The organism is Paenibacillus sp. GXUN7292, from assembly GCF_050864975.1.
Taxonomy (GTDB): domain Bacteria; phylum Bacillota; class Bacilli; order Paenibacillales; family Paenibacillaceae; genus Pristimantibacillus.
Window position 1 is genome coordinate 149,062 of the sequence record NZ_JBOZWO010000011.1, and the last position, 20,822, is coordinate 169,883.

11 protein-coding genes are annotated in these 20,822 nt (G+C 44.2%); 8 read left to right on the top strand and 3 right to left on the bottom strand.

Annotation, left to right across the window (positions count from 1 at the left end; translation table 11 throughout):
- Positions 1–278 precede the first annotated feature (278 nt).
- The 4 genes from ACRRU2_RS11910 to ACRRU2_RS11925 all read left to right on the top strand — a co-directional run bounded on the left by ACRRU2_RS11910 (position 279) and on the right by ACRRU2_RS11925 (position 4,682).
- Positions 279–782: an RNA polymerase sigma factor gene (locus ACRRU2_RS11910; protein ID WP_432501816.1), complete on the top strand. Its 504-nt coding sequence runs from the start codon at positions 279–281 to the stop codon at positions 780–782.
- Complete coding sequence (locus ACRRU2_RS11915; protein ID WP_432501818.1) at positions 779–2,608, top strand: TolB family protein; 1,830 nt, start codon at positions 779–781, stop codon at positions 2,606–2,608. Before ACRRU2_RS11910 ends, ACRRU2_RS11915 begins: the two co-directional genes overlap by 4 nt.
- 133 nt (positions 2,609–2,741) lie before the next feature.
- Complete coding sequence (locus ACRRU2_RS11920) at positions 2,742–3,269, top strand: RNA polymerase sigma factor (RefSeq protein WP_432501820.1); 528 nt, start codon at positions 2,742–2,744, stop codon at positions 3,267–3,269.
- Positions 3,270–4,682, top strand: coding sequence for a hypothetical protein (locus ACRRU2_RS11925; RefSeq protein ID WP_432501822.1), 1,413 nt, complete (start codon positions 3,270–3,272; stop codon positions 4,680–4,682).
- 991 nt (positions 4,683–5,673) lie between these two features.
- Here the strand turns inward: ACRRU2_RS11925 and ACRRU2_RS11930 are convergent.
- Positions 5,674–8,835, bottom strand: coding sequence for an ATP-binding protein (locus tag ACRRU2_RS11930; RefSeq protein ID WP_432501824.1), 3,162 nt, complete (start codon positions 8,833–8,835; stop codon positions 5,674–5,676).
- 154 nt (positions 8,836–8,989) lie between these two features.
- Here ACRRU2_RS11930 and ACRRU2_RS11935 point away from each other — a divergent pair, with 154 nt between their 5' ends.
- The gene (locus ACRRU2_RS11935; protein ID WP_432501826.1) at positions 8,990–9,598 is read left to right on the top strand and encodes an RNA polymerase sigma factor; all 609 of its coding nucleotides are present in this window, start codon (positions 8,990–8,992) and stop codon (positions 9,596–9,598) included.
- Positions 9,543–10,388 (top strand): hypothetical protein, encoded by an 846-nt coding sequence (locus ACRRU2_RS11940; protein ID WP_432501829.1) that lies wholly within the window; start codon positions 9,543–9,545, stop codon positions 10,386–10,388. Before ACRRU2_RS11935 ends, ACRRU2_RS11940 begins: the two co-directional genes overlap by 56 nt.
- Positions 10,389–10,730: 342 nt before the next feature.
- Here the strand turns inward: ACRRU2_RS11940 and ACRRU2_RS11945 are convergent, their stop codons facing one another.
- Both ACRRU2_RS11945 and ACRRU2_RS11950 read right to left on the bottom strand, forming a co-directional pair.
- The gene (locus tag ACRRU2_RS11945; protein WP_432501848.1) at positions 10,731–11,174 is read right to left on the bottom strand and encodes a carboxymuconolactone decarboxylase family protein; all 444 of its coding nucleotides are present in this window, start codon (positions 11,172–11,174) and stop codon (positions 10,731–10,733) included.
- A gap of 61 nt (positions 11,175–11,235) precedes the next feature.
- A complete protein-coding gene (locus ACRRU2_RS11950) occupies positions 11,236–11,724 on the bottom strand; it encodes an RrF2 family transcriptional regulator (RefSeq protein ID WP_432501831.1) in 489 nt (162 codons plus the stop codon).
- Between the two features lie 234 nt (positions 11,725–11,958).
- Here ACRRU2_RS11950 and ACRRU2_RS11955 point away from each other — a divergent pair, with 234 nt between their 5' ends.
- Positions 11,959–16,950: a polysaccharide lyase family 8 super-sandwich domain-containing protein gene (locus tag ACRRU2_RS11955; protein WP_432501833.1), complete on the top strand. Its 4,992-nt coding sequence runs from the start codon at positions 11,959–11,961 to the stop codon at positions 16,948–16,950.
- 248 nt (positions 16,951–17,198) lie between these two features.
- The gene (metH, locus tag ACRRU2_RS11960; protein WP_432501835.1) at positions 17,199–20,654 is read left to right on the top strand and encodes a methionine synthase; all 3,456 of its coding nucleotides are present in this window, start codon (positions 17,199–17,201) and stop codon (positions 20,652–20,654) included.
- Positions 20,655–20,822 lie beyond the last annotated feature (168 nt).

Below are 20,822 nucleotides of genomic sequence, written 5' to 3' on the forward strand. Positions count from 1 at the left end.
GTATAAGTTTTCAACTATAAATCAATTTTTCAATTGGCTCTGTCTATTAAGAAATTGATTTCAACCTGTTTCCTATATTTCATCGGTAAACCGCCTCCTTCATCTAAGCAAAGGACGGCTAAGCCGTTTATCCTCAGTGAATGGTTACTGCACTGTCCAATTATAATTTTGCTTTTGCCAAAATTTAAATTAGTATGATGAATAGTATTGTTTTTAATGAGCGGTGTGTTACTTTTTCGGTACTTTATCGTTACTATTTGCAGGGAGGAGGAGCGAGGATGAACGATCCTTTTATAGTGATGTATGATCGTTATTTTGACGATATTTATCGCTTTGTCTGGTATAAGACGGGAAACAAATGGGATACGGATGATCTCGTCGCAGATATATTCAGAAAAGCTCTGCAAAGCTTTGATACGGTAAGGCTGAAGGAGGAGCAGCAGAAGCGCTGGCTTGTTGCGATAGCCCGCAATACGGTTATTGATTACTACCGCAGGCGCAAGGAAGTTGTATACGGGCACGACCCTGAGGTTTTCGGATATGTGCAAACGGCGGAGCTGCTGGATTCGATTGATTTGCGGCAGGATTGCCTGAAGCTGTCTCTTCAGTCGCTTACTGTCGAGGAGCAGGAAATTATTAATTTAAAGTATATGACAGGCTTAAAGTATGCGGAGATTGGCGAAATAGTGGGAAAGGCGGAGGCCTGGCTCAAAATGAAGATGCATCGGATGAAGCAAAAGCTGGCCAAGTTCATCACGGAATGTATGGAGGTGCAGCAATGAATGATAAGCAGTGGGAGGAGTATATGGAGGAAGTAAAGTCAAAGCTTCCTGTAAATCAGCAGCTGAAGGATGAGCTCAGGCAATCGCTTATAAAGCAGCGGGGCAGACGGGGCTTTCGATATTGGAAGCCTGTTAGCCTGGTATCAGCTTTGCTTGCCGTCGTAATATTCAGTATGGTGTGGCTTGGCAGCCCTTCCGTACAAAAAATCGAGGCGAGCTCGCTTCATTTTAATCAATCCTTCTCTTCATTGGAGCAGCTTGGGGAAGAAATAAGCTCAGGCATTGCGGAGTATAAAGGTGTCATTTATGTGCCTATGCAGGAGAAGGGATTATACAAATATGATCATAAAAGCTATTCAAAGCTAATAGACGGCAATATTACGTTTACTCGTGTTTCTCCTGATGGCACTAAGCTAGTTTATGTGCAGGACGGCAGCCTGTATTTATTTTATATTAAAAATAACAGCAGCGAGCTGCTGCTGGAGAAGGCTAGCGCCGACGAGCCGCTGAGTGCTCCGGCATGGTCTGAAGCAGGCACGCATATCCTATTTGCCCGTGCTGGAGAAGTTGCCGAAATCAGCTTAAAAGCCAAAACGGTTAACCCGATTGCAGAAGGGGCATATCCTGCTTATTTGGATGGCAGAAAGAAGGTTATTTTTGAGCGCGATGGACAAATCATTGAAAGAGTATTAAGCAGCGGCAACGAGCAGGTACGTACTAGCGGCAAGTATCCAGCTGTATCGCCTGACGGCTCGTATATTGCTTTTATTCAAACGGATGAAGCTGCGCAGATGGAGGATGTATGGATTGCCGATTCAGATTGGCAGACGAGAAAGCAGGTAAGCCGCAACCAGATGTCGGATGCCTGGGATAGAAAGACAGGGGAAATGATAGAAGGAAAGCAGCAGCCTAAATATACGTTCGAAGAGCCTGTATGGAGCAGCGACAGCGACAGGCTGATGCTCTATAAAGTGTTCCATACGAATGTGGTATGGAAGAAGCTTACGCAATTTTCAGTTTCGGAAAAACCAGCCTCTCCAGAGGAGGTTGTAGCCGGATCAATCGAAGCTTTGATTTATCGGGATGAGGATTTCGCCCATAGCTTTTTTAGCTATGATCCAGGTTATTTGAAGGGTACGAGCCCGCGCCAGGTAGGCTATCGTATTTTGGGAAGCGGGATGGAAAACGGCAAACGTTATGTGGATGCAGAAACTTATCTGTCTTATCAAGATCCGTATTATCAAATTGATACGACTCGTTACTTGCTGTCTGAAACGGATAGAGGCTACTTGATTGATGAGATGGTGGAAATAAGCAGTCAGGTTGTTCAGCTTTCAGCAGAAGGAGTCGAGCTAATTACTGATGATGGTGCAGGAGAGAATCTGTTTGCTTTGCCTTCTATCCCATCTGAGGAGGGGTGGAATAATGGCGAAGTCCATAGTTTGGTGTATATGACTGAAACTAGAACGCTGTATTTTACCATGGACCGGAAGCAAGGGGATCGCTATAAGTTGATGTTGTTTAAGTATGAGCGGGACAGCGGCAAGTTCGAAGAGTTAATTGAACTGGGTGCGGAGCAGCATTCCAGCTTAATGATTGCCGATCCTGGTCAAACCTATATTGCAGTTGAGATGGAAGTTAATGGACGCAATGATGTCGTTGTGTATGATGCAGAAAAGCGAAGCCTTACAACGATGTCCGAGCATGTATTAGGCGAGCAGCCGCTAGAGCTGCATACGCGTTTCTGGAAGGAAGGCGAATTGACTTACTATGCGGCAATGGACAACAGAGATGTATTTTTCCGATACAAGCCAATGTCGAAGTAAGGCAAGAGGTTCAAGCGGTGCAGGGATAGTTTCTGCATCGCTTTTTTGAATTTCGGTCTTCTGCATAAATTTTGAAAAGTAGGGAACCGGGAGCGGTTGAGCGAAGTCTATATGAGTAGGAGGTGACATTTAGATGCACGATTTGCATTATCAATATGTATCTCAGCTTAGTCCGGAAGATATGAGAGCAATTATGGAGCAATATGGGGATGATGTATGGCAGTATGCTTATTTTCTTACTAAAAAGCCGGATATGGCTGATGATATTGCGCAAGAGGTATTTATAAAAGTTTATCAGTCCATTCATGCATTTCGTGGCGAATCTTCTCTGAAAACATGGCTGCTTAAAATAACGAAAAATACATCGATTTCACTTATGAAGCGGGCGTATTTCAAATATCATGTGCTTACTCATTTCATTAAGCCTGCTGGCGAGCACCCTTCGGCGGAAGCAAGCGTAATGGAGAAGGATTTTACGAATAGCGTTTGGGCACAGGTAATGAAGCTGTCGAGCAAATACCGCGAAGCTATCGTACTAAGCGCTCATTATGAGATGTCAACGGAGGAAATAGCCGATATGCTGCAAATTTCGGTAAATACCGTAAAGAGCAGGCTGCATAGAGCGCGCAAAGAGCTGCGAATAAGGATGAAAGGAGAGTAAATGATGACTATTATAGACAAAGAGCAGGATCGCATCAATAGAATGCTAAAAGAAAGACCTTTCCGCAAACGGCAATTTGATCAAAAGCTGCAGCAGCAGGTGCTTCAGGCGATATCAGAGCCAAAGCGGCGAACAAAGCGGACTCGTGGTTGGCTTGCACCCGTCATGCTCGCTTTAATATGTGTAGCGGGTATAGGCCTGTTAGCTTCGCCGCTAAATCTCGGCAAAGGCCCGCAGCAGCCGGGAACGATTACAGCTCCGCCAAGCACAAGCCCGGAAGTTACTCCAACCCCAACAGTGAATGAACAGGACAATGAGCAAACTTTAGCGCAAACTGACAATGGACAATATCGGCTTTATGTAGATCCTCGCGCTGAAACTGACGGTCACTACACTGAAATTGCCATTGCCCGCGGTGATGAACAGGTTTATAAATTCGATGGGACATTGTATACAGGCAATTCAGATTTTGCACCAAGCTTGCAGCTTGCAGACTTGAATGGCGATGGTTCGGATGAGCTCGTTGTCCTTTGGGGCTATCCGCTCGCAAACGGCATATGGACGCAGGATGCGCATGTGCTGAATACGACAGATTGGTCCGAAATACCGATGACACCGATTCAGATGCTGCTGCACCATAATGTGGATTATCAATTTATTCCGCTCGATGATTATGTATGGGTGTCGCTTGATGTAAACGGCTCAAGATATGATAAGGCGCTGGACAAAACATTTGTACAGGATGAGCTTAGTCTTTCAAGCATTCAATATGCTCTTCGCTACGTGTTGAATAAAGACCCAGATAAATTGGTAGTCAGCGCAGATGCTTATATAGGAGATGGGACTAACCTGGTAAGCTTCGGTAACTTCAATATCATGCTTCAATATAATGGAGAGCAGATGGATATGGAGTTTATTAATACATTTGTTCTAACTGAGGATGCTGCCGGAGCCATCCCCTTCTATGCGATGAGTGTTGATGATACGCTAATTCCTCTTTGGGTAAAAGAGCATGAGGCGGACCTTGTAAAGCTGCTTGGAGATCCGATCAATGAAGCGGTCAAGCGGCTCGGAGAAGACGGGGAGGATGCGGGTCCTTTTGCAGGCACTTATGTAAAGGATCTGACTTATGATGGATTAGAGTTGAAGCTGGCATCCGGAGGTGGTGAAGAGTATAGAATAATTGGCATGCGTATAAGCAGCAGTAAGTATGCAACTTCATTAGGCATTAAAGTCGGCGATACAGCCGAGCAAGTAGAAGCGGCCTACCCGTTTATTGAAGTTGCTTTGGATGGGAGAACACCGCCAGGGAATTATGCGTATTCGATTTCTGAGGGCTTGCCGCGAGGCTTGCTGATCGAAATGAAAAATAATAAAGTGGCTGAGCTCTACTTTGAATATTTAATGGATTAAACTAAAAGGGGCGTCCAGAGATCAGTTTGCGCTGATTTGCCGGAGAGCCCCTTTTGGCTGATTAAGTAGTTGTTGTCGGAATCGGTCCGCGCCACCTCAAAACGTCACAATGTATATGAAATTTCATACACAATACGCTGAAATGTCCGGAAAAGCACAATTGTATATGAAATATCATACAGAATCGGTCGGCGCTACCTCAAAACGTCTCAATGTATATGAAATTTCATACACAATACGCTGAAATGTCCGGAAAAGCACAATTGTATATGAAATATCATACAGAATCGGTCGGTGCTACCTCAAAACGTCTCAATGTATATGAAATTTCATACACAATACGCTGAAATGTCCGGAAAAGCACAATTGTATATGAAATATCATACAGAATCGGTCGGTGCTACCTCAAAACGTCACAATGTATATGAAATTTCATACACAATACGCTGAAATGTCCGGAGAAGCACAATTGTATATGAAATATCATACAGAATCGGTCCGCGCCACCTCAAAACTACCTTTAGCTTGGCGATTTCGCAATATATACGGTATTCAATGGAAGTAGATGCATGAAATCAGGCTGTTGGAAAACCGCAACAAGTAATTTGCAACTATGGTAAACTCCGTTTAGTGGAACGGGCACTCCGCGCTTAAGCTAAATGCATTTCCTGTACTTAGTTTTAAGGAATTTGCCCTTTTTGCGAATCTAAAGGGAAAAACTACAGCTAGTTTGGCACATTTCGCAGTATATAGGGTATTTCGATGAAACTAGATGCATGAAATCCATTTAGAATCTTTTATTCGGCAAAAAAAGAGAATCTAGATGCATAAAATACACTTAGCTGCTGCGAGCTGCCGCGACTAAGCTCACCTGCGAGCTGCCACGATTAAGCTCACCTGCGAGCTGCCGCGACTAAGCTCACCTGCGAGCTGGCACGATTAAGCAACACCTGCGAGCTGCCGCGACTAAGCTCTCCGCGAGCTGCCGCCACTAAGCCCGCTGCTTTCGCACGACGAAGGAAACGGTTGTGCCATACCCGAGCTTGCTGCTGATTTGCAGTCCGCTGCCAAAGTGGCGTTTGAGGCGCAAGTGTGTATTTATAAGACCGATGCCGCTATTGCGCTCTGTTGACGGATGGAAAAGCGTGTTCAAAAATTCCTCGCTCATGCCGACACCGTTATCGCTTATCGAGATTTCCACATCGTCGTTGCGATTTTTAATGCGAATATAAATTTTGCCTTCACCCGCCTGCTTCATAATGCCGTGCTTGACTGCATTTTCGACGAGCGGCTGTATAGTAAGTGGCGGGACCATAAACAAACCATGCACATCCACCTCCCAAACAACCTGCAGCCTGTTAAGAAAGCGCTCCTGCTCAATATACAGGTAAGAACGTACAATATTCAGCTCATCGTCGATAGGAATCCATTCATCCATATTTTGAAACGAAAATTTGTCGCGCAAAAACTGACTGAAAGCATCGATTAATTTGCGCATGCGCTCCATATCAATCGTGCTAAGCGCAGCGATTGCATTTAAAGTATTGAATAAAAAATGCGGCTGAATTTGTGCTTGCAGCCAGGCCGCTTCTACTCGCAACCGGTCGCGCGCCGTCTTTCTAACCTGCGTCAAGGCCTGCACTCTTGAACGCAGCTCGGTAGCGTCCACTGGCTTCGTAACATAATCGTTAGCGCCTGCCCGAAAGCCGTTTTTGATGTCCTCGGACCGATTCCGGGCTGTAAGCAGCAATATCGGTAGGTCTGAAACGGAATAGCGTTTTCTAACTTTTCGTGTCAGCTCATATCCGGACATTTGCGGCATCATTACATCAGAAATAATTAAATCCCATTCTTGAATATGAAGCAGGTCCAAAGCTTCTGCCGCGCTGGTCGTAGTAGTAAGCTCATAATGCTCATCGTCAATAATATTGGCCAACACTTTGAGGTTAACCGGATCATCATCAATAATTAAAATACGGCCCCGATCTGCCGAGATTGGCGTGCTGTTCGATTCCCACTCATAGTCCTCATATTCTTCATGTTCCTCATGCTGCTGTTTTAGCTGAATGCTTTCTTTAACCTTTAGCAGCTCATAGTGTTGCGCTTTCGGGCCGTCATAGGCTGCAGCTGCCTGTTGCTGAAAGGCGGAGCCAGACGATTCGTCAGCAAGCTGCAAATCAAAAGTGAAGCAGGAGCCTTGTCCCGGCTCCGTTTCGATATGCAGGCTGCCTCCGTGCAGCTCGGCCAGCTGTTTGCTTATATGAAGGCCTAAGCCAAAGCCGCTGACGTCAGCCGCAGCCGTGCTGCCTTCTTGCTCGTATGGCTCGAACACGCGATCCATTGCTTCTTTATGAATGCCGATCCCAGAGTCTAAAACGGTAATATATGCCCGATTATTTTGAACAAAAGCGCCTATTGAAATTTCTCCTTGAGGCGTGAATTTGATGGCATTATGCAGTAAATTAAATAAAATTTGCACAACCCTTTTCTCGTCTCCGAATACGGGCGGCAAGCTATCCTCAATCTGATTGACCAGTCGAATAGGCCTGGATTCTACCATAAATTGCAGCATATCAATGACCCCATTGGCAACTGACTGAATTTTGAAGGCTTGCATTTGCAGATTGATATGTGAATCCTTCAGCCTGGACATATCGATCAAATCATCCAAAAGCAGCGACATTCTGCGTCCTATTGTCAATACGAGCTCAATATCAAGCGTGCTCTTATGGCTTAATGCGCGCCGTTCCCGTTCCAGCACAGTCTGCGAAATATTAAGAATGCTGTGTAAAGGATTTCTAAGCTCATGTGAGGTTTGGGCTAAAAATTCATCCTTTTGCTTGTCTGATTTTCGCAGCTTTTCGGATAATTGGCCTGCTTCGATCAGCTTCAAGTAGTATCGTCTGAGCCATATCGTAGCGAAGCAAATCGTGGCTGCAATTAACTCAAGCGGATAATATAAAATTTTTATTTTTTCCGCAACGATAATCATATACCATATCATGTAATTGGTAACGGAGATGATAGCGAGCAAAAGCCAAATATTAATTTGAACGCCGGAAAAGGCGCTCTTTATCAGTTTAAAGGATACGGATAATAGAATCGTTAATACAATCGGAACATATATAGGCTGAAGCAATTTGAATTCTGAAGCTGGCAAAATAAACACAAGACAGGTGCTGATGCCGGTTAATAATAGCAGCCATGGATGAATGCGAGTAAATATTTTCGGGGGTATAAAATCGTCCAGGCATCGGAAGAGTGCATAGGTTCCAAATATCGTTACCAGCATATTAATGGCAAAGCCTGTATTGAGCTTAATTGGCACTGCAAGCAGCAATATTTTATCTTCGCTGCTCATTAGTATAGCAATGGTGATCACGAAAATAAGCAGGGAAAAATAAAGCAGCTTAACATCCCTGTAGCCAAGAAAATAAAGAATAATAGGATAAATCATATGAATGAGAAAGGCTGCTGCCACAAGCACTTGCATGGCTATTGAAATTTGCGTCTCTTTATATATCGTGAGTTCACTGCCAAGGCGAATAGAACGTATAATGCCGCTGTCACGCGGATCGGTATAATTGGCAGCTTGTATAATAATTTCTACACTTTCCTTGCCTTCCGTATTGAAGGTAACCGTGTAAGGTATGTTATGGGCAATATATTCACTGCTATGCTCCGCCGGCTTTCCCGAGCTGCCCAGTAATCGGCCGTTTACATAAAGCTCGGAGGAGCTTCGCACACTTGGTATGCGAATGCTGTAATTTTGTTCCTTAGCAGGGTCAACTAATAACTGCAGGCGGTAAGAGCCATAGCCGAACGGTGTCGGTTGCTGCTCGGATAAAGAGGAATTCCAGCCGCTGGGCACCTTTATGTAGCCAGACGAGCTAGGACTCTTAACGTCATTCGTCAGCTGTTCTTCTGCCAGCCACCTGTGCGGATAAAATTCCCACTGTCCATCGAGTGTGATGGAGCTTTTGGAATCAGCACTGTAATTCCGCAAATCTAAGACACCGTTTATTGCGTCGGGATAGTCTGAGCCATTAAACGTATCGATCCATATAATGCGCAAGCCGGTTAACATAGCAATAAATGCAAGGCTAATAATAGGAATTTTCCATTTGTGCAAAAGTGGCTTGTTGCTCGGCATGATACTGTCCTCCAGTTTTCCCTGATGATTTTCATTGTATAGTAATAAATGATAGATTCAAGAGAAATAACCAAAATAATGGCAGTGAACATGTCACAATAAAGATTTTTGATTGTTATATAGGTAAGAAATAGGAAGGGAGGAGGAGAGCGCGGTGGAATACAGCACAGAGCAGCTGGTGAAAAGTGTACAGGACGGCAATAGGGCGCTATATGCCAGGCTAATTCAGCAATATCAGCAGCAATTGTATGTTTATTGCTATCAGCTGCTGCTGCAGCGCGAGGAAGCCGAGGATGCCGTTCAAGACGTATTTATTAAAGCCTATGAAAAGCTGCATCAATACACTAGCGGGCAATCATTTTCAGCGTGGTTGTACAGAATAGCTTACAATCATTGCATGAATATGCTGAAGCGGCAGTCGCGCATGAAATGGATCAGTATTTTAACAGCACCACTAAAGGATCAGCAGCATGTGGAGGACGGCTATGCAAAAGTAAAACAGAGCGAGCTTCGAACGTTAAGCGAACAGGCGCTGCTGAGGCTGCCGCCTCAAGATCGCGCTTTAATCGTGCTTCGAGTCGTTCAGGAAAAATCGTATGAGGAAATTCAAGAGGTAATTCCGATATCAACGGCATTGCTCCGAAAGAAAGTAGAAAGAGCTAAAAAAAAGCTGAGAACTATATGGCTAGAGCTGGAGGGAAATGATCATGAGTACGAACAAAAACTTCATCAAGGAGCTGAATGCAAACATGCAAGATTGTAATTTACCGCAAATTGATGTAACAGATAAAGTGATGCAGGCTATATCGGGGACAACGGTTAGAAAATATAAGAGCTGGCTGGCAATAAGTATGGCCGCGACTGTTATACTTGCTAGCGGCTTTGGGTATGCGGCTTCCTCTTGGAAGCTGTTTGGCGGCGACGGATCTGTTGTGCTGGAATATCAATCTTTCTCTCCCGACGATCAGCCAGTTGATGTAACGATCGATTTGCTGCAATATATTCCGGAAGGAGAAGCAGCATTATTCTATTTCAAGGATAATGGCAGCTTTATTTCACAGGTTAATGAAAAAGTTGTCACCCGGGCTGATGAGCTTGTAACAGCGGGTGTGGTGCCTGAACCGCGTGCCGACTTGAGTCAAGGGTATACATTTTTGAATGGGAAGCTGATTCATAATATAGAGCCTTCGCCGCAAATGATGGAGGAACTGGTGCAAAAAGCGAGCCAATCCAATGAGGAGTTCGTATTTGATTTATTAGCTCATAGCGGTACGATCGGCTATTTTGCAACCTACCAAAATGCTGAAGGACTGACCGTTACGCTCGACAGCTTGGAGGGAGAGCGCTGGAAAACAATTTTTACGGATAATATGGATCACATTAAGGAAAAACTTCAGTTTGCCGATGGAACAGAAGCACTTTATATAGAAGATGCTGCAGGCAAACAGCGCATAGTGTGGATGTCTGAAGCAAATGGCCGACTCGTTTATTATCGTTTGCAATCAGATGTTGCGACAAAGGAGCAATTGATACAATTGGCAGAGGGTATATAAGTAACTTTTGACACGGATTTGCAGCGGCTCTTTCCTCAAACGAAGAAAGAGCCTTTTTTTAATATAGGAAAGTATATGTTTTCATCTTTTACTTAATCCTATATTTCACCGAGAAACGGCACATTCTTAGGCAGGGACGCACAGCGTTTCTTCTTGAAATATAGTAAAGTATATCATTCTGCCATACTTTCTCTATACTTCTCCGGAATGAAACGCGCGATCGCCAAAGGACGTCGACAACCGTTTCACCTTGAGGCTATGTTAAATCCTAATGTTGATATATGACAAAATGAAAACCGCCTTGTAAATAAGGCGGTTTATTTAACGAACGTATCCGTTAGTTCAATCGATACGTGGTAATACTCTTGTTGAAATAGCAATTCTGTTGAACGCATTTATTGTAATGATGGACATGATAAGCTGTGCAATTTCTTCTTTGTTAAAATGTTTCTCTACTTCATTGTAAATATCATCAGGAACTTGCTCTTTATTAATAAGTGTTATAGCTTCGGTTAAAGCTAAAACTGATTTTTCTTTTTCGGTAAAAAAGTTCGATTCTTTCCAAGCGCTTAGTGCGTAAATCCGTTGTTCTGTTTCACCTTTTTTTCTGGCATCTTTGGTGTGTAAATCGATGCAATACGCACATCCGTTGATTTGGGAAACCCTTATTTTAATTAACTCCTGTAAAGATTTATCGATAGAGGAATTGGACACAACATCATTCAAATTAACCACAGCTTGATATGCTTTCGGATAAACCTTTCCCATCAAAAATCGTGTTTTCATCATTACTCTCTCCTTAAAAAGATAATTGTAGATATACCTTGTCTATAATCAAGACAAAAAATTATTGCCTTTGATTAAACCATTCGATTGTTTTTTCCAATCTTTCTTTTGGCAACTCATGATCTAAAGTTTCTCTAAGCCACAACAAAGTCTTCCCCTTAAAGTAATCCTGCATCATTTTTTCGCCTTCTAGCATGGTAACGTTAATCCGGCATGGCAGGGAAGTTGCGCAACCTGCTTCATTGTTAATAATGCAATTGCCGATTATATTGCGGCATTCAAATACAGGCTTTTGTCCTTCCACAGCCTGAATAACGTCCCAAAAAGATATGCTTTGAGGAGACTTCGTTAATTCATAGCCGCCTTTGACCCCAGGAATCGAATTTAGAATTTTGGCTTTGACAAGTTTGGTAAAAATTTTCGAAAGGTAGCTTTCTGAAACCCCCTGAAATTTTGCCAGATCTTTAATCCTTATCGGCTCTGCAGAATTACTACCGATAAAGTAAATAAGACAATGAAGAGCATACTCTACGCCAACACCATATTGCATTTTTCTCACCTCTAATTATAGACAAACCTTATCTATAATATACGATGAGTTAATGATTAAACACAAGTGTTTTCATTTACCAACGATCAATAGGAAATGACTTCAGAAATTTTGGGTGAAAATATTCCTCTTGAATGGTCGAAATCGTACACGTTTTTTAATGGCAGCAAGATTAATATGTACTGTGAGCTGGATAAAACTTTTGATTAACGATAGAGGAAGGAGTTTGAATTTATGAGAAAGTCAAGTTATGTAAGTGGGCTGCTAGTGTTTCTACTCTTTTTGAATGCGCTTGCAATTCCGGCATATGCAGCGGAGGAAGAAGCTGCTGCAGAAGCGGATTTACTGGAGGAAAACAAAGCGCCTGCTTTGTATTTGCCGCTGGATGGAAACTTGAATAACGAGGGAACAGGCACCATTGAGCCGTTTGCTAATACTCATTTTAAGGGGTATGTGTACGGTGCAAAGGGACAAGCAATCGAAATCGATAATCATAAAAGCAGAAGCCAGTCTGCCGGATATATTGATTTGGGGAACAGCACTGATTTGAAGTTTGGCAGTGACACTGATTTTACGATCGCCTTTTGGCTGCAAATGCCCGATTACAATGTGGAAGGCTGGCCTGTCATTATCGGTAATAAAAAAGGAAAAAAAGAGACGGGTTGGCAATTGACATCCGATAAGGATAAAATGCTTCGCTGGCAAATGACAGTCGGTAATAATGAATTGGAAGAAATTAAGTTTTATCCATTCACTGATGATCAGTGGCATCATATTACGATTGTAAATGAGCGCAACAGTCAAACCGCTTTTTATGTAGACGGACAATTAATTGCGGATAAATCCCAGGATACTTCTGCTGTAACAGGAACGGTAGATACCAGCTATTCTCCTAAAATCGGAGTAATGGGCGATGGCACGTTAGCTAATAAAACAGCTGATGTATTACATATATTTATGGATGAGCTTCATATTTATCGCGCTGTCCTTACAGAAGAGGACATTTTGGATTTGGTAGGGGACGGACCGCAGCAGCCGGAAAATCCAGAGCAGCCTATTGATCCGGAGAAGCTGGTGGCTTTTGAGAGTATGCGTCTAAAATGGACAGATTATTTGATTGGCGGGACAAGCTATGATCCGGCTGATCCGGATATCGCCAAGTCGATAACGGCTATTACTGCCGCAGCAACGGACTTTTGGACGACTATGAATAAGAACAGTGAGCGGACGGAATTGTGGAGTGATAAGCCTGCATCATCTGCAAATGGTTACGCTGTAGCCGACTCTTATAAGCGTCTAAGAGATATGGCAACGGCATACTCGACCAAAGGCTCTGCCTTGTACCAAGATGATGTGCTGAAAAAAGATATTATAGAGGGGCTAGACTGGCTTAACAGTAAATGGTACAACGAATCCAAGCCGATCGTGGGCAACTGGTTTGAATGGGAAATAGGCGTTCCATTGGCGCTTGGAGATACAATGGCGCTTATGTACAATGATTTGAGTGAACAGCAAATAAAAAAATATGTGAAAGCCATTGATCGATTTGTTCCCGATCCCACTAAGCGAACTGTCCAGCCTTCTGTAACTGAAACAGGCGCTAACCGGATGGATAAAGCACTGATTACAATATTGCGAGGCATTCATGATCATAATGAGGACAAAATTAAAGAGGGCAGAAGTGCAATTAGCCAAGTGTTTCCTTATGTGACTAGGGGGGACGGCTTCTATCTGGATGGTTCCTTTATCCAGCATAACAATATCGCATATACAGGAAGCTACGGAGCTGTATTGCTGGGCGATATGATGAAAGTGATGACACTTTTGGATCATTCTCCGTGGCCTATAGAAGACGCAAATCAAAACCATGTGTTTGACTGGGTTACAAATTCTTTTGAACCGGTAACGTTTAGAAAATTGATGATGGATATGGTTTTTGGACGTTCTATTGCCAGAGGCAATCGTCAGTTAGTGCCGTGGAGTCATATTTTGCGACTGGCTGAATTTGCACCTTCCAAAGAACAGTCAGACAATTTTAAAGCAATGGTAAAGCATTGGTTTGAGGCAGATTCAGAAGTACCTAACTATTACAATGGTTTGCGAGTTGCAGATGTCATTTTATTGAAAAAGCTTATGGAGGACAATAGCATAGCTGGCAAGGATGATTTGACCTTGCATAAGCAGTTATCAGCAATGGATCGAATCGTCCATCATCGTCCTGGATATGCATATGGAATTAGCATGTCTTCAGCACGTATTGCCAACTACGAGAAAGGAACAGAAAATCATAAAGGCTGGTATACAGGCGATGGAATGACTTATTTGTACAATAATGACTTGAATCAATTCCACGATGCTTTCTGGGCAACAGTGAATGCTTATCGCTTGCCGGGAGTGACATCTGATGGCGCCATCCGAAATGCTGCCAAAACAACAGGGAAAACATGGGTTGGCGGATCGGTTATAGACAATTTGTATGGTGCGGCAGGAATGGATTTAAGCCCGGACAATAGCACGCTCACAGGTAAAAAATCATGGTTTATGTTTAATGATGAGCTTGTGGCACTCGGAGCAGGGATTTCAAGCAAGGATGATCGCATGATTGAAACAATTGCTGAAAACCGTAAGCTTAATGAAGACGGCACAAACCGTTTTATTGTAAATGGCGAAACGATGCCAGAAGCTGCAGGCTGGAATCAGCAAGCCGAGCAGGTTCAATGGGCTCATTTGGAAGGAAATGTTCCTGGCTCTGATATAGGTTATTATTTCCCTGGAGGAGCAAGCCTGGATCTGTTACGCGAATCGCGTACCGGCTCTTGGAAAGATATAGATAACAATGGCTCTAGCGATGTGCTGCAAAGAAATTATTTGAGTATTGCTTTTAATCATGGCAAAAAGCCGCAAGATTCATCCTATGCCTATGTGCTATTGCCTAATCAAGATGCAGCAGCTACAGAAACATATGCAGAAAACCCGGCTGTTGAAGTGATTAGCAATACCGCTGACGTGCAAGCTGTAAAACATGCGGGACTGAACATGACAGGCTTTAATTTCTGGAATCCAGGCAAGCTTGACTCTGTTGAGGTACAGCAGCCCGCCTCGATTATGATGAAGCAAGTGGGAGATCAATTGCAAATTGCAGTATCGGACCCGACTCAAACTCAGTCCAAGCTGAGAGTTGCCATTGGCTATGAAGGTTTGGAAAACTTGCAGCTGGATGATAGCGTGAAGATTGTGCAAATGTCTCCATTTATCTTGATTGAAGTCAATACGAATGGATCAAAAGGGGCTAGTCATTTCGCCAGTTTCGAAATCGACCCTAGTGCAGTGGATACAGATATGAGTGAGCATAAGCCTGATCCAGAGGCAATTACAACAGTGATCGTTAGTGAGGATAGCTTTATTGAAGGCGGAAAAAATGCCGGCAATGTAAACGGAGTAGATAAAAACTACCTCGGTATTACAAATGGCAGTGCAGAAGCGGACAGAAAAGCATTTTTAAAATTCGATCTATCCGATTTTGAAGGGGAAATAGCAAAAGCCACCTTGCATGTGTACGGCAAAACAAATTCTGGCGGCCAAACGGTGTCTGATATTGCTGTATTTGAAGTAGCTGATGATAGCTGGAGTGAGCTTGAGCTTAACTATAACAATGCTCCTGCTATTGGCAAACAAATCGATTTAATTACGTTTTCAGGTCCCGAAGCATGGAGACAGTTCGATGTTACGCCATTTGTAAATCAAAAGCTGGCAGATAATCAAATCGTGAGCGTCGCACTTAAACAAGTCAATTACAATCTTTATTCTGATATTAGAAGCAGAAAAAATGAAGGCGGCCTATATGCAGCGACACTAGAGCTGTGGCCTAAGGATACAGTTGCGCCTGTTACTAAAATGTATGTAAATGACTCTGAAAATATAAACCAATCCTATACAGGTGCTGTCAAGCTTCGATTCGAAGCAGCGGATAGTGCGGACAATGGCTCTATTGGCTGGGGAGTAAATAAAACAGAGTATCGCATTAACGGAGGACTTTGGACAGAGGCGGACGATACGGCAAGCGTGACACTGACAAATGCTGGATTGTACACCATCGAATATCGTTCAGTAGATAAAGCAGGAAATAAAGAAAAGATCAACAACGTCGAGCTTCGTATTGCTGAATCGAATGGCAATGGTAATGGCAACGGCGGCAGCAATGGCAACGGGAACAACGGCAACAACGGCAGTAATGGCGAAAATGGCACAGATACTGGCAATGCGCAGCAAAGTGTATCCGGAACAATTAGTAAAGCTGAGGGCGGGGAGCTGGTCTTGCCAGAAAAAGCAGCTGTAAACGTACCAAAAAATGCTTTTTCTGAAGACACTACAATCCATCTGTCTGTTATGAAGAGAGAAGAGTCTCCGGTCTATGACGAAATGCAGCCTGTAAGCGATATTGTTGAGCTGCGCAGTGAACAGCCTGTGCAAATTATGCAAGCACTTGACATGACTCTTCATTATGATAAGAGCAAGCTTTCGATGAATGAAGCTCCTGCTATTTATTATTACAACAAGCAATTACAGCGTTGGGTATATATCGGAATGGCAGATGGCTCCACCGATGTTGTCAAATTTGCTGCAAGTCATCTGACAGCATATGCTGTTTTTGCATACGAGCCGCTACACTTTGCTGATGCAACAGATCATTGGGCACAGGACGCAATAGACAGACTTGTTGGCATGAATATACTAAACGGGTTCACTGATCAAACGTTGCGGCCGGAAAAGACCGTCACAAGAGCTGAATTTGTGAAAATGGCTGTGGCGGGGCTAGGTATACAAAAGGTAAATGGAGAAGTTTCATTTGCTGATCATGAGCAATTTCCGAGCTGGGCAAAGCCATATATTGAAACGGCAGCTGCAGCAGGAATTATTTATGGCTATGAAACGGGGCAAGGTGTAGCATTTAAACCGACAAATACGATTACCCGGGCTGAGTTGGCCGTTATATTGGCTAGAGTGGCAGCGAATTTTGATAAAGATGGTATGAATGGACGCGATGAGCAAATGAGCTTTACAGATGAGTCGACCATTCCGCAATGGGCAAAGCAATCTGTTGCACAATTGACAGATCTTGGTGTAATCAATGGATTTGAAGACGGCAGTTACCGTCCGAATGATCGGGTTACTAGAGCACAAGCTGCACAAGCATTTTATAAACTGTTTCAAGCAATGAATATTTAATGCTGTTACGAAACAAATTGTGAGCACTTAGTGAATGCATCTTGGAGGTTAGTGTACGAAAACTAGCTTCCGAGGTGCATTATTTTGTGACGCCGGATTGTCTGGACTATCATGTGCCCAAAATTGATTATTCAGCCGTTTATTCTTCATACTATTATTAAATCGATAAGTTTGCTAAACTATAAATCACATAGAACTGACAGCTACATCCTTGTGATTAAGCTTCATTCGTAACGGGAGGCAGTAACATGACGGTTAGTGAGCAGAAAAGATCGATTCAATCCCAAATGGCTCAGAAGATTTTAATTCTTGATGGCGCGATGGGCACGATGATTCAACAGGCAGATTTGACTGCGGCTGATTTTGGCGGTGAAGAGCTTGATGGCTGTAATGAAAATCTTGTGATCACGCGTCCGGATGTGATTTCTAATATTCACGAGGCGTATTTGGAAGCAGGCGCCGATATTATATCGACCAATACGTTTGGCGGAGCCAGCATTGTATTGGCGGAATATGATCTGCAGGATCATGCAAGAGAGATAAACCTGGCAGCAGCGAAGCTGGCAGTAGATGCAGTACGTAAATATTCCACCTCTGATTGGCCGCGTTATGCTGCCGGTGCGCTTGGCCCTACGACCAAAACGCTGTCTGTAACAGGCGGCGTAACTTTTGACGAGCTGCTGGACAGCTATTATGAGCAGACGGTTGCGCTGATTGAAGGCGGAGTAGATGTTATTTTGCTCGAAACGTCGCAGGATACGCTTAATGTTAAGGCGGGCAGCATTGCGATTCGCAATGCTTTCGAGACGACCGGCAAAGTATTGCCGATTATGATCTCGGGCACGATCGAGCCGATGGGTACAACGCTGGCTGGACAAGCGATTGATGCTTTTTATATTTCCCTGGAGCATCTTAAGCCGATTTCCGTTGGTCTTAACTGTGCGACGGGACCGGAATTTATGCGCGATCATATCCGTTCACTGTCTGATATCGCTCAGTCGGCTATCAGCTGCTATCCGAATGCCGGCTTGCCGGATGAGAACGGCCATTATCACGAGTCGCCGGAATCTTTGGCTAAAAAGCTGGCGGGCTTTGCTGAACAAGGCTGGCTTAATATTGCAGGCGGCTGCTGCGGTACGACACCGGAGCATATTCGAGTACTTGCAAAAACGTTAGGCGAGTACAAGCCGCGGACTGAGCAAGGTGAGCATCCTCCGGCACTGTCAGGCATAGAGACGCTGTATATCGAGAGCGACAATCGCCCTTATCTTATAGGGGAGCGGACAAACGTGCTCGGCTCACGCAAGTTCAAGCGGCTTATTGCGGAAGGCAAATATGAAGAAGCATCAGAGGTTGCAAGAGCACAGGTGAAGGGCGGAGCTCACGTTATTGACGTGTGCTTGCAGGACCCAGACCGTGATGAAGCTGCCGATATGGAGAAATTCTTGCAATTTGTAACGAAAAAAGTAAAAGTCCCTTTAGTTATTGATACAACTGATATTAAAGTTATAGAGCTTTCACTCAAATATTCGCAAGGTAAAGCAATAATTAACTCCGTCAATCTTGAGGACGGCGAAGTTAAATTCGAGCAAATCGCTCCAATCGTTCACCGCTATGGCGCATCCCTAGTTGTAGGTACGATCGACGAAAAAGGCCAGGCGATTACAAGTGATGACAAGCTGGCCGTTGCGCAGCGTTCGTATGATTTGTTAGTAAATAAGTACGGCATTCCACCTGAAAATATTATTTTTGACCCGCTTGTTTTCCCTGTCGGAACAGGTGATACGCAATATATCGGTTCCGCCAAGGAAACGATTGACGGTATTCAAAAAATTAAAGAAGCGATGCCTGCCTGCCAGACGGTTCTTGGACTGAGCAACGTATCCTTTGGTTTGCCGCCTGCTGGCCGCGAGGTGCTTAATGCAGTTTACTTGTATCACTGCACGAAGGCTGGTCTGGATTTTGCGATCGTGAATACGGAGAAGCTGGAGCGTTTTGCCTCTATTCCTGAGGAAGACCGCAGAGTGGCTGAGAATTTGATTTTTGATACGAATGATCAGACGCTTGCAGAATTTGTGGCTTATTTCCGTGATAAGAAGCAGGTTGAGAAGGTTAGCAAAGTATTGCTGTCTTTGGAGGAGCGCCTAGCCAGCTATATTGTAGAAGGTACGAAGGAAGGACTCGTGCCGGATTTGGATGAGGCGCTTACGAAATATAAGCCGTTGGAAATCATTAACGGACCTCTAATGAAAGGTATGGATGAGGTAGGCAGACTGTTCAACAACAACGAATTGATCGTTGCCGAGGTATTGCAAAGTGCTGAAGCGATGAAGGCTGCTGTTGCTCATTTGGAGCCGTTTATGGAGAAATCCGAATCCGCTGTTCGCGGCAAAATGCTGCTGGCGACTGTTAAAGGCGACGTGCATGATATCGGCAAAAATCTAGTTGAGATTATTTTGTCCAACAATGGTTATCACATTGTGAATCTGGGAATTAAGGTTCCGCCTGAGAAGCTGATTGAGGCTTACCATGCGGAGAAGCCTGATGCAATCGGCTTGTCCGGCTTGCTCGTAAAATCTGCGCAGCAGATGGTTATTACAGCGCAGGATTTGAAGGCGGCTGGCATTGATGTTCCGATTCTTGTAGGGGGAGCTGCGCTTACACGCAAGTTTACTAGAACGCGGATCGCAGCCGAATATGATGGTCCTGTTCTATATGCGAAGGATGCTATGGACGGACTGGATATTGCCAACCGTTTGTCTGATCCCGAGCAAAGAGTGAAGCTGCTTGAGGATCTGCAAGAGCGCAACACAGCTGATGCCGAATCAATGGAGAAGAAAAAAGACGCGCTGCCAACGCTGGCTGTTCCTGCACGTTCAGATATTTCACAGGACGTGGCTGTCTATACGCCGCCAGACTTGGAGCCGCATATTTTGCGCAACTACTCGATCGCTCATCTTGTACCGTATATTAATATGCAGATGCTGATGGGACATCATCTGGGCTTGCGCGGTTCTGTAGAGAAATTGCTTGAAGCAGGTGACGCTAAGGCGGTTCAACTGCATGATACCGTTAATGAGGTTATAGAAGAAGCGATCGATCGGCAAATTATTCAAGCAAACGGCATGTACCGTTTCTTCCCGGCTCAGTCATCCGGCGATTCGATTTTAATCTATGATCCGAAGGATCATACGAAGGTGCTAAAAACCTTTACTTTCCCGCGGCAACAGGTTGAACCTTTCTTGTGTCTTGCCGATTTCCTTCGCTCAGTCGAAAGCGGCGAGATGGACTATGTTGGATTCCTTGTCGTTACAGCGGGCAACGGCATTCGCGAGCTGGCCAATGAATGGAAGGATCAAGGCGATTATCTTCGCTCTCATGTGCTGCAATCTGCTGCGCTTGAGATGGCAGAGGCGTTTGCAGAGCGCATGCACCATATGATGCGCGATGTGTGGGGCTTCCCTGATCCGGTCGAAATGACGATGAAGCAAAGACTTGGCGCTCGTTATCAAGGTATCCGGGTATCCTTCGGATATCCAGCTTGTCCTGATCTAGAGGATCAGGAAATTTTGTTTGACCTGATGAAGCCGGAGCAGATCGGCGTTCAGCTGACTGAAGGCTTTATGATGGAGCCGGAAGCATCCGTATCGGCCATGGTATTTGCCCATCCGCAGGCGAAATATTTTAATGTGGATAAAGCTTAATTACTCCATTTCGCAGCATCGCCCATTCGAGTCAATTTCGATTTCCTTCGTCGCGGAGTATACCGAGCAATGATGAATTTCTAATGGTTGCCACAAACGCTATTCGTGCAAAAATGGCTGCTTGAAATTTCTAACGGTTGTAATGGCGCTTAATTTCCCCAAAAGCAC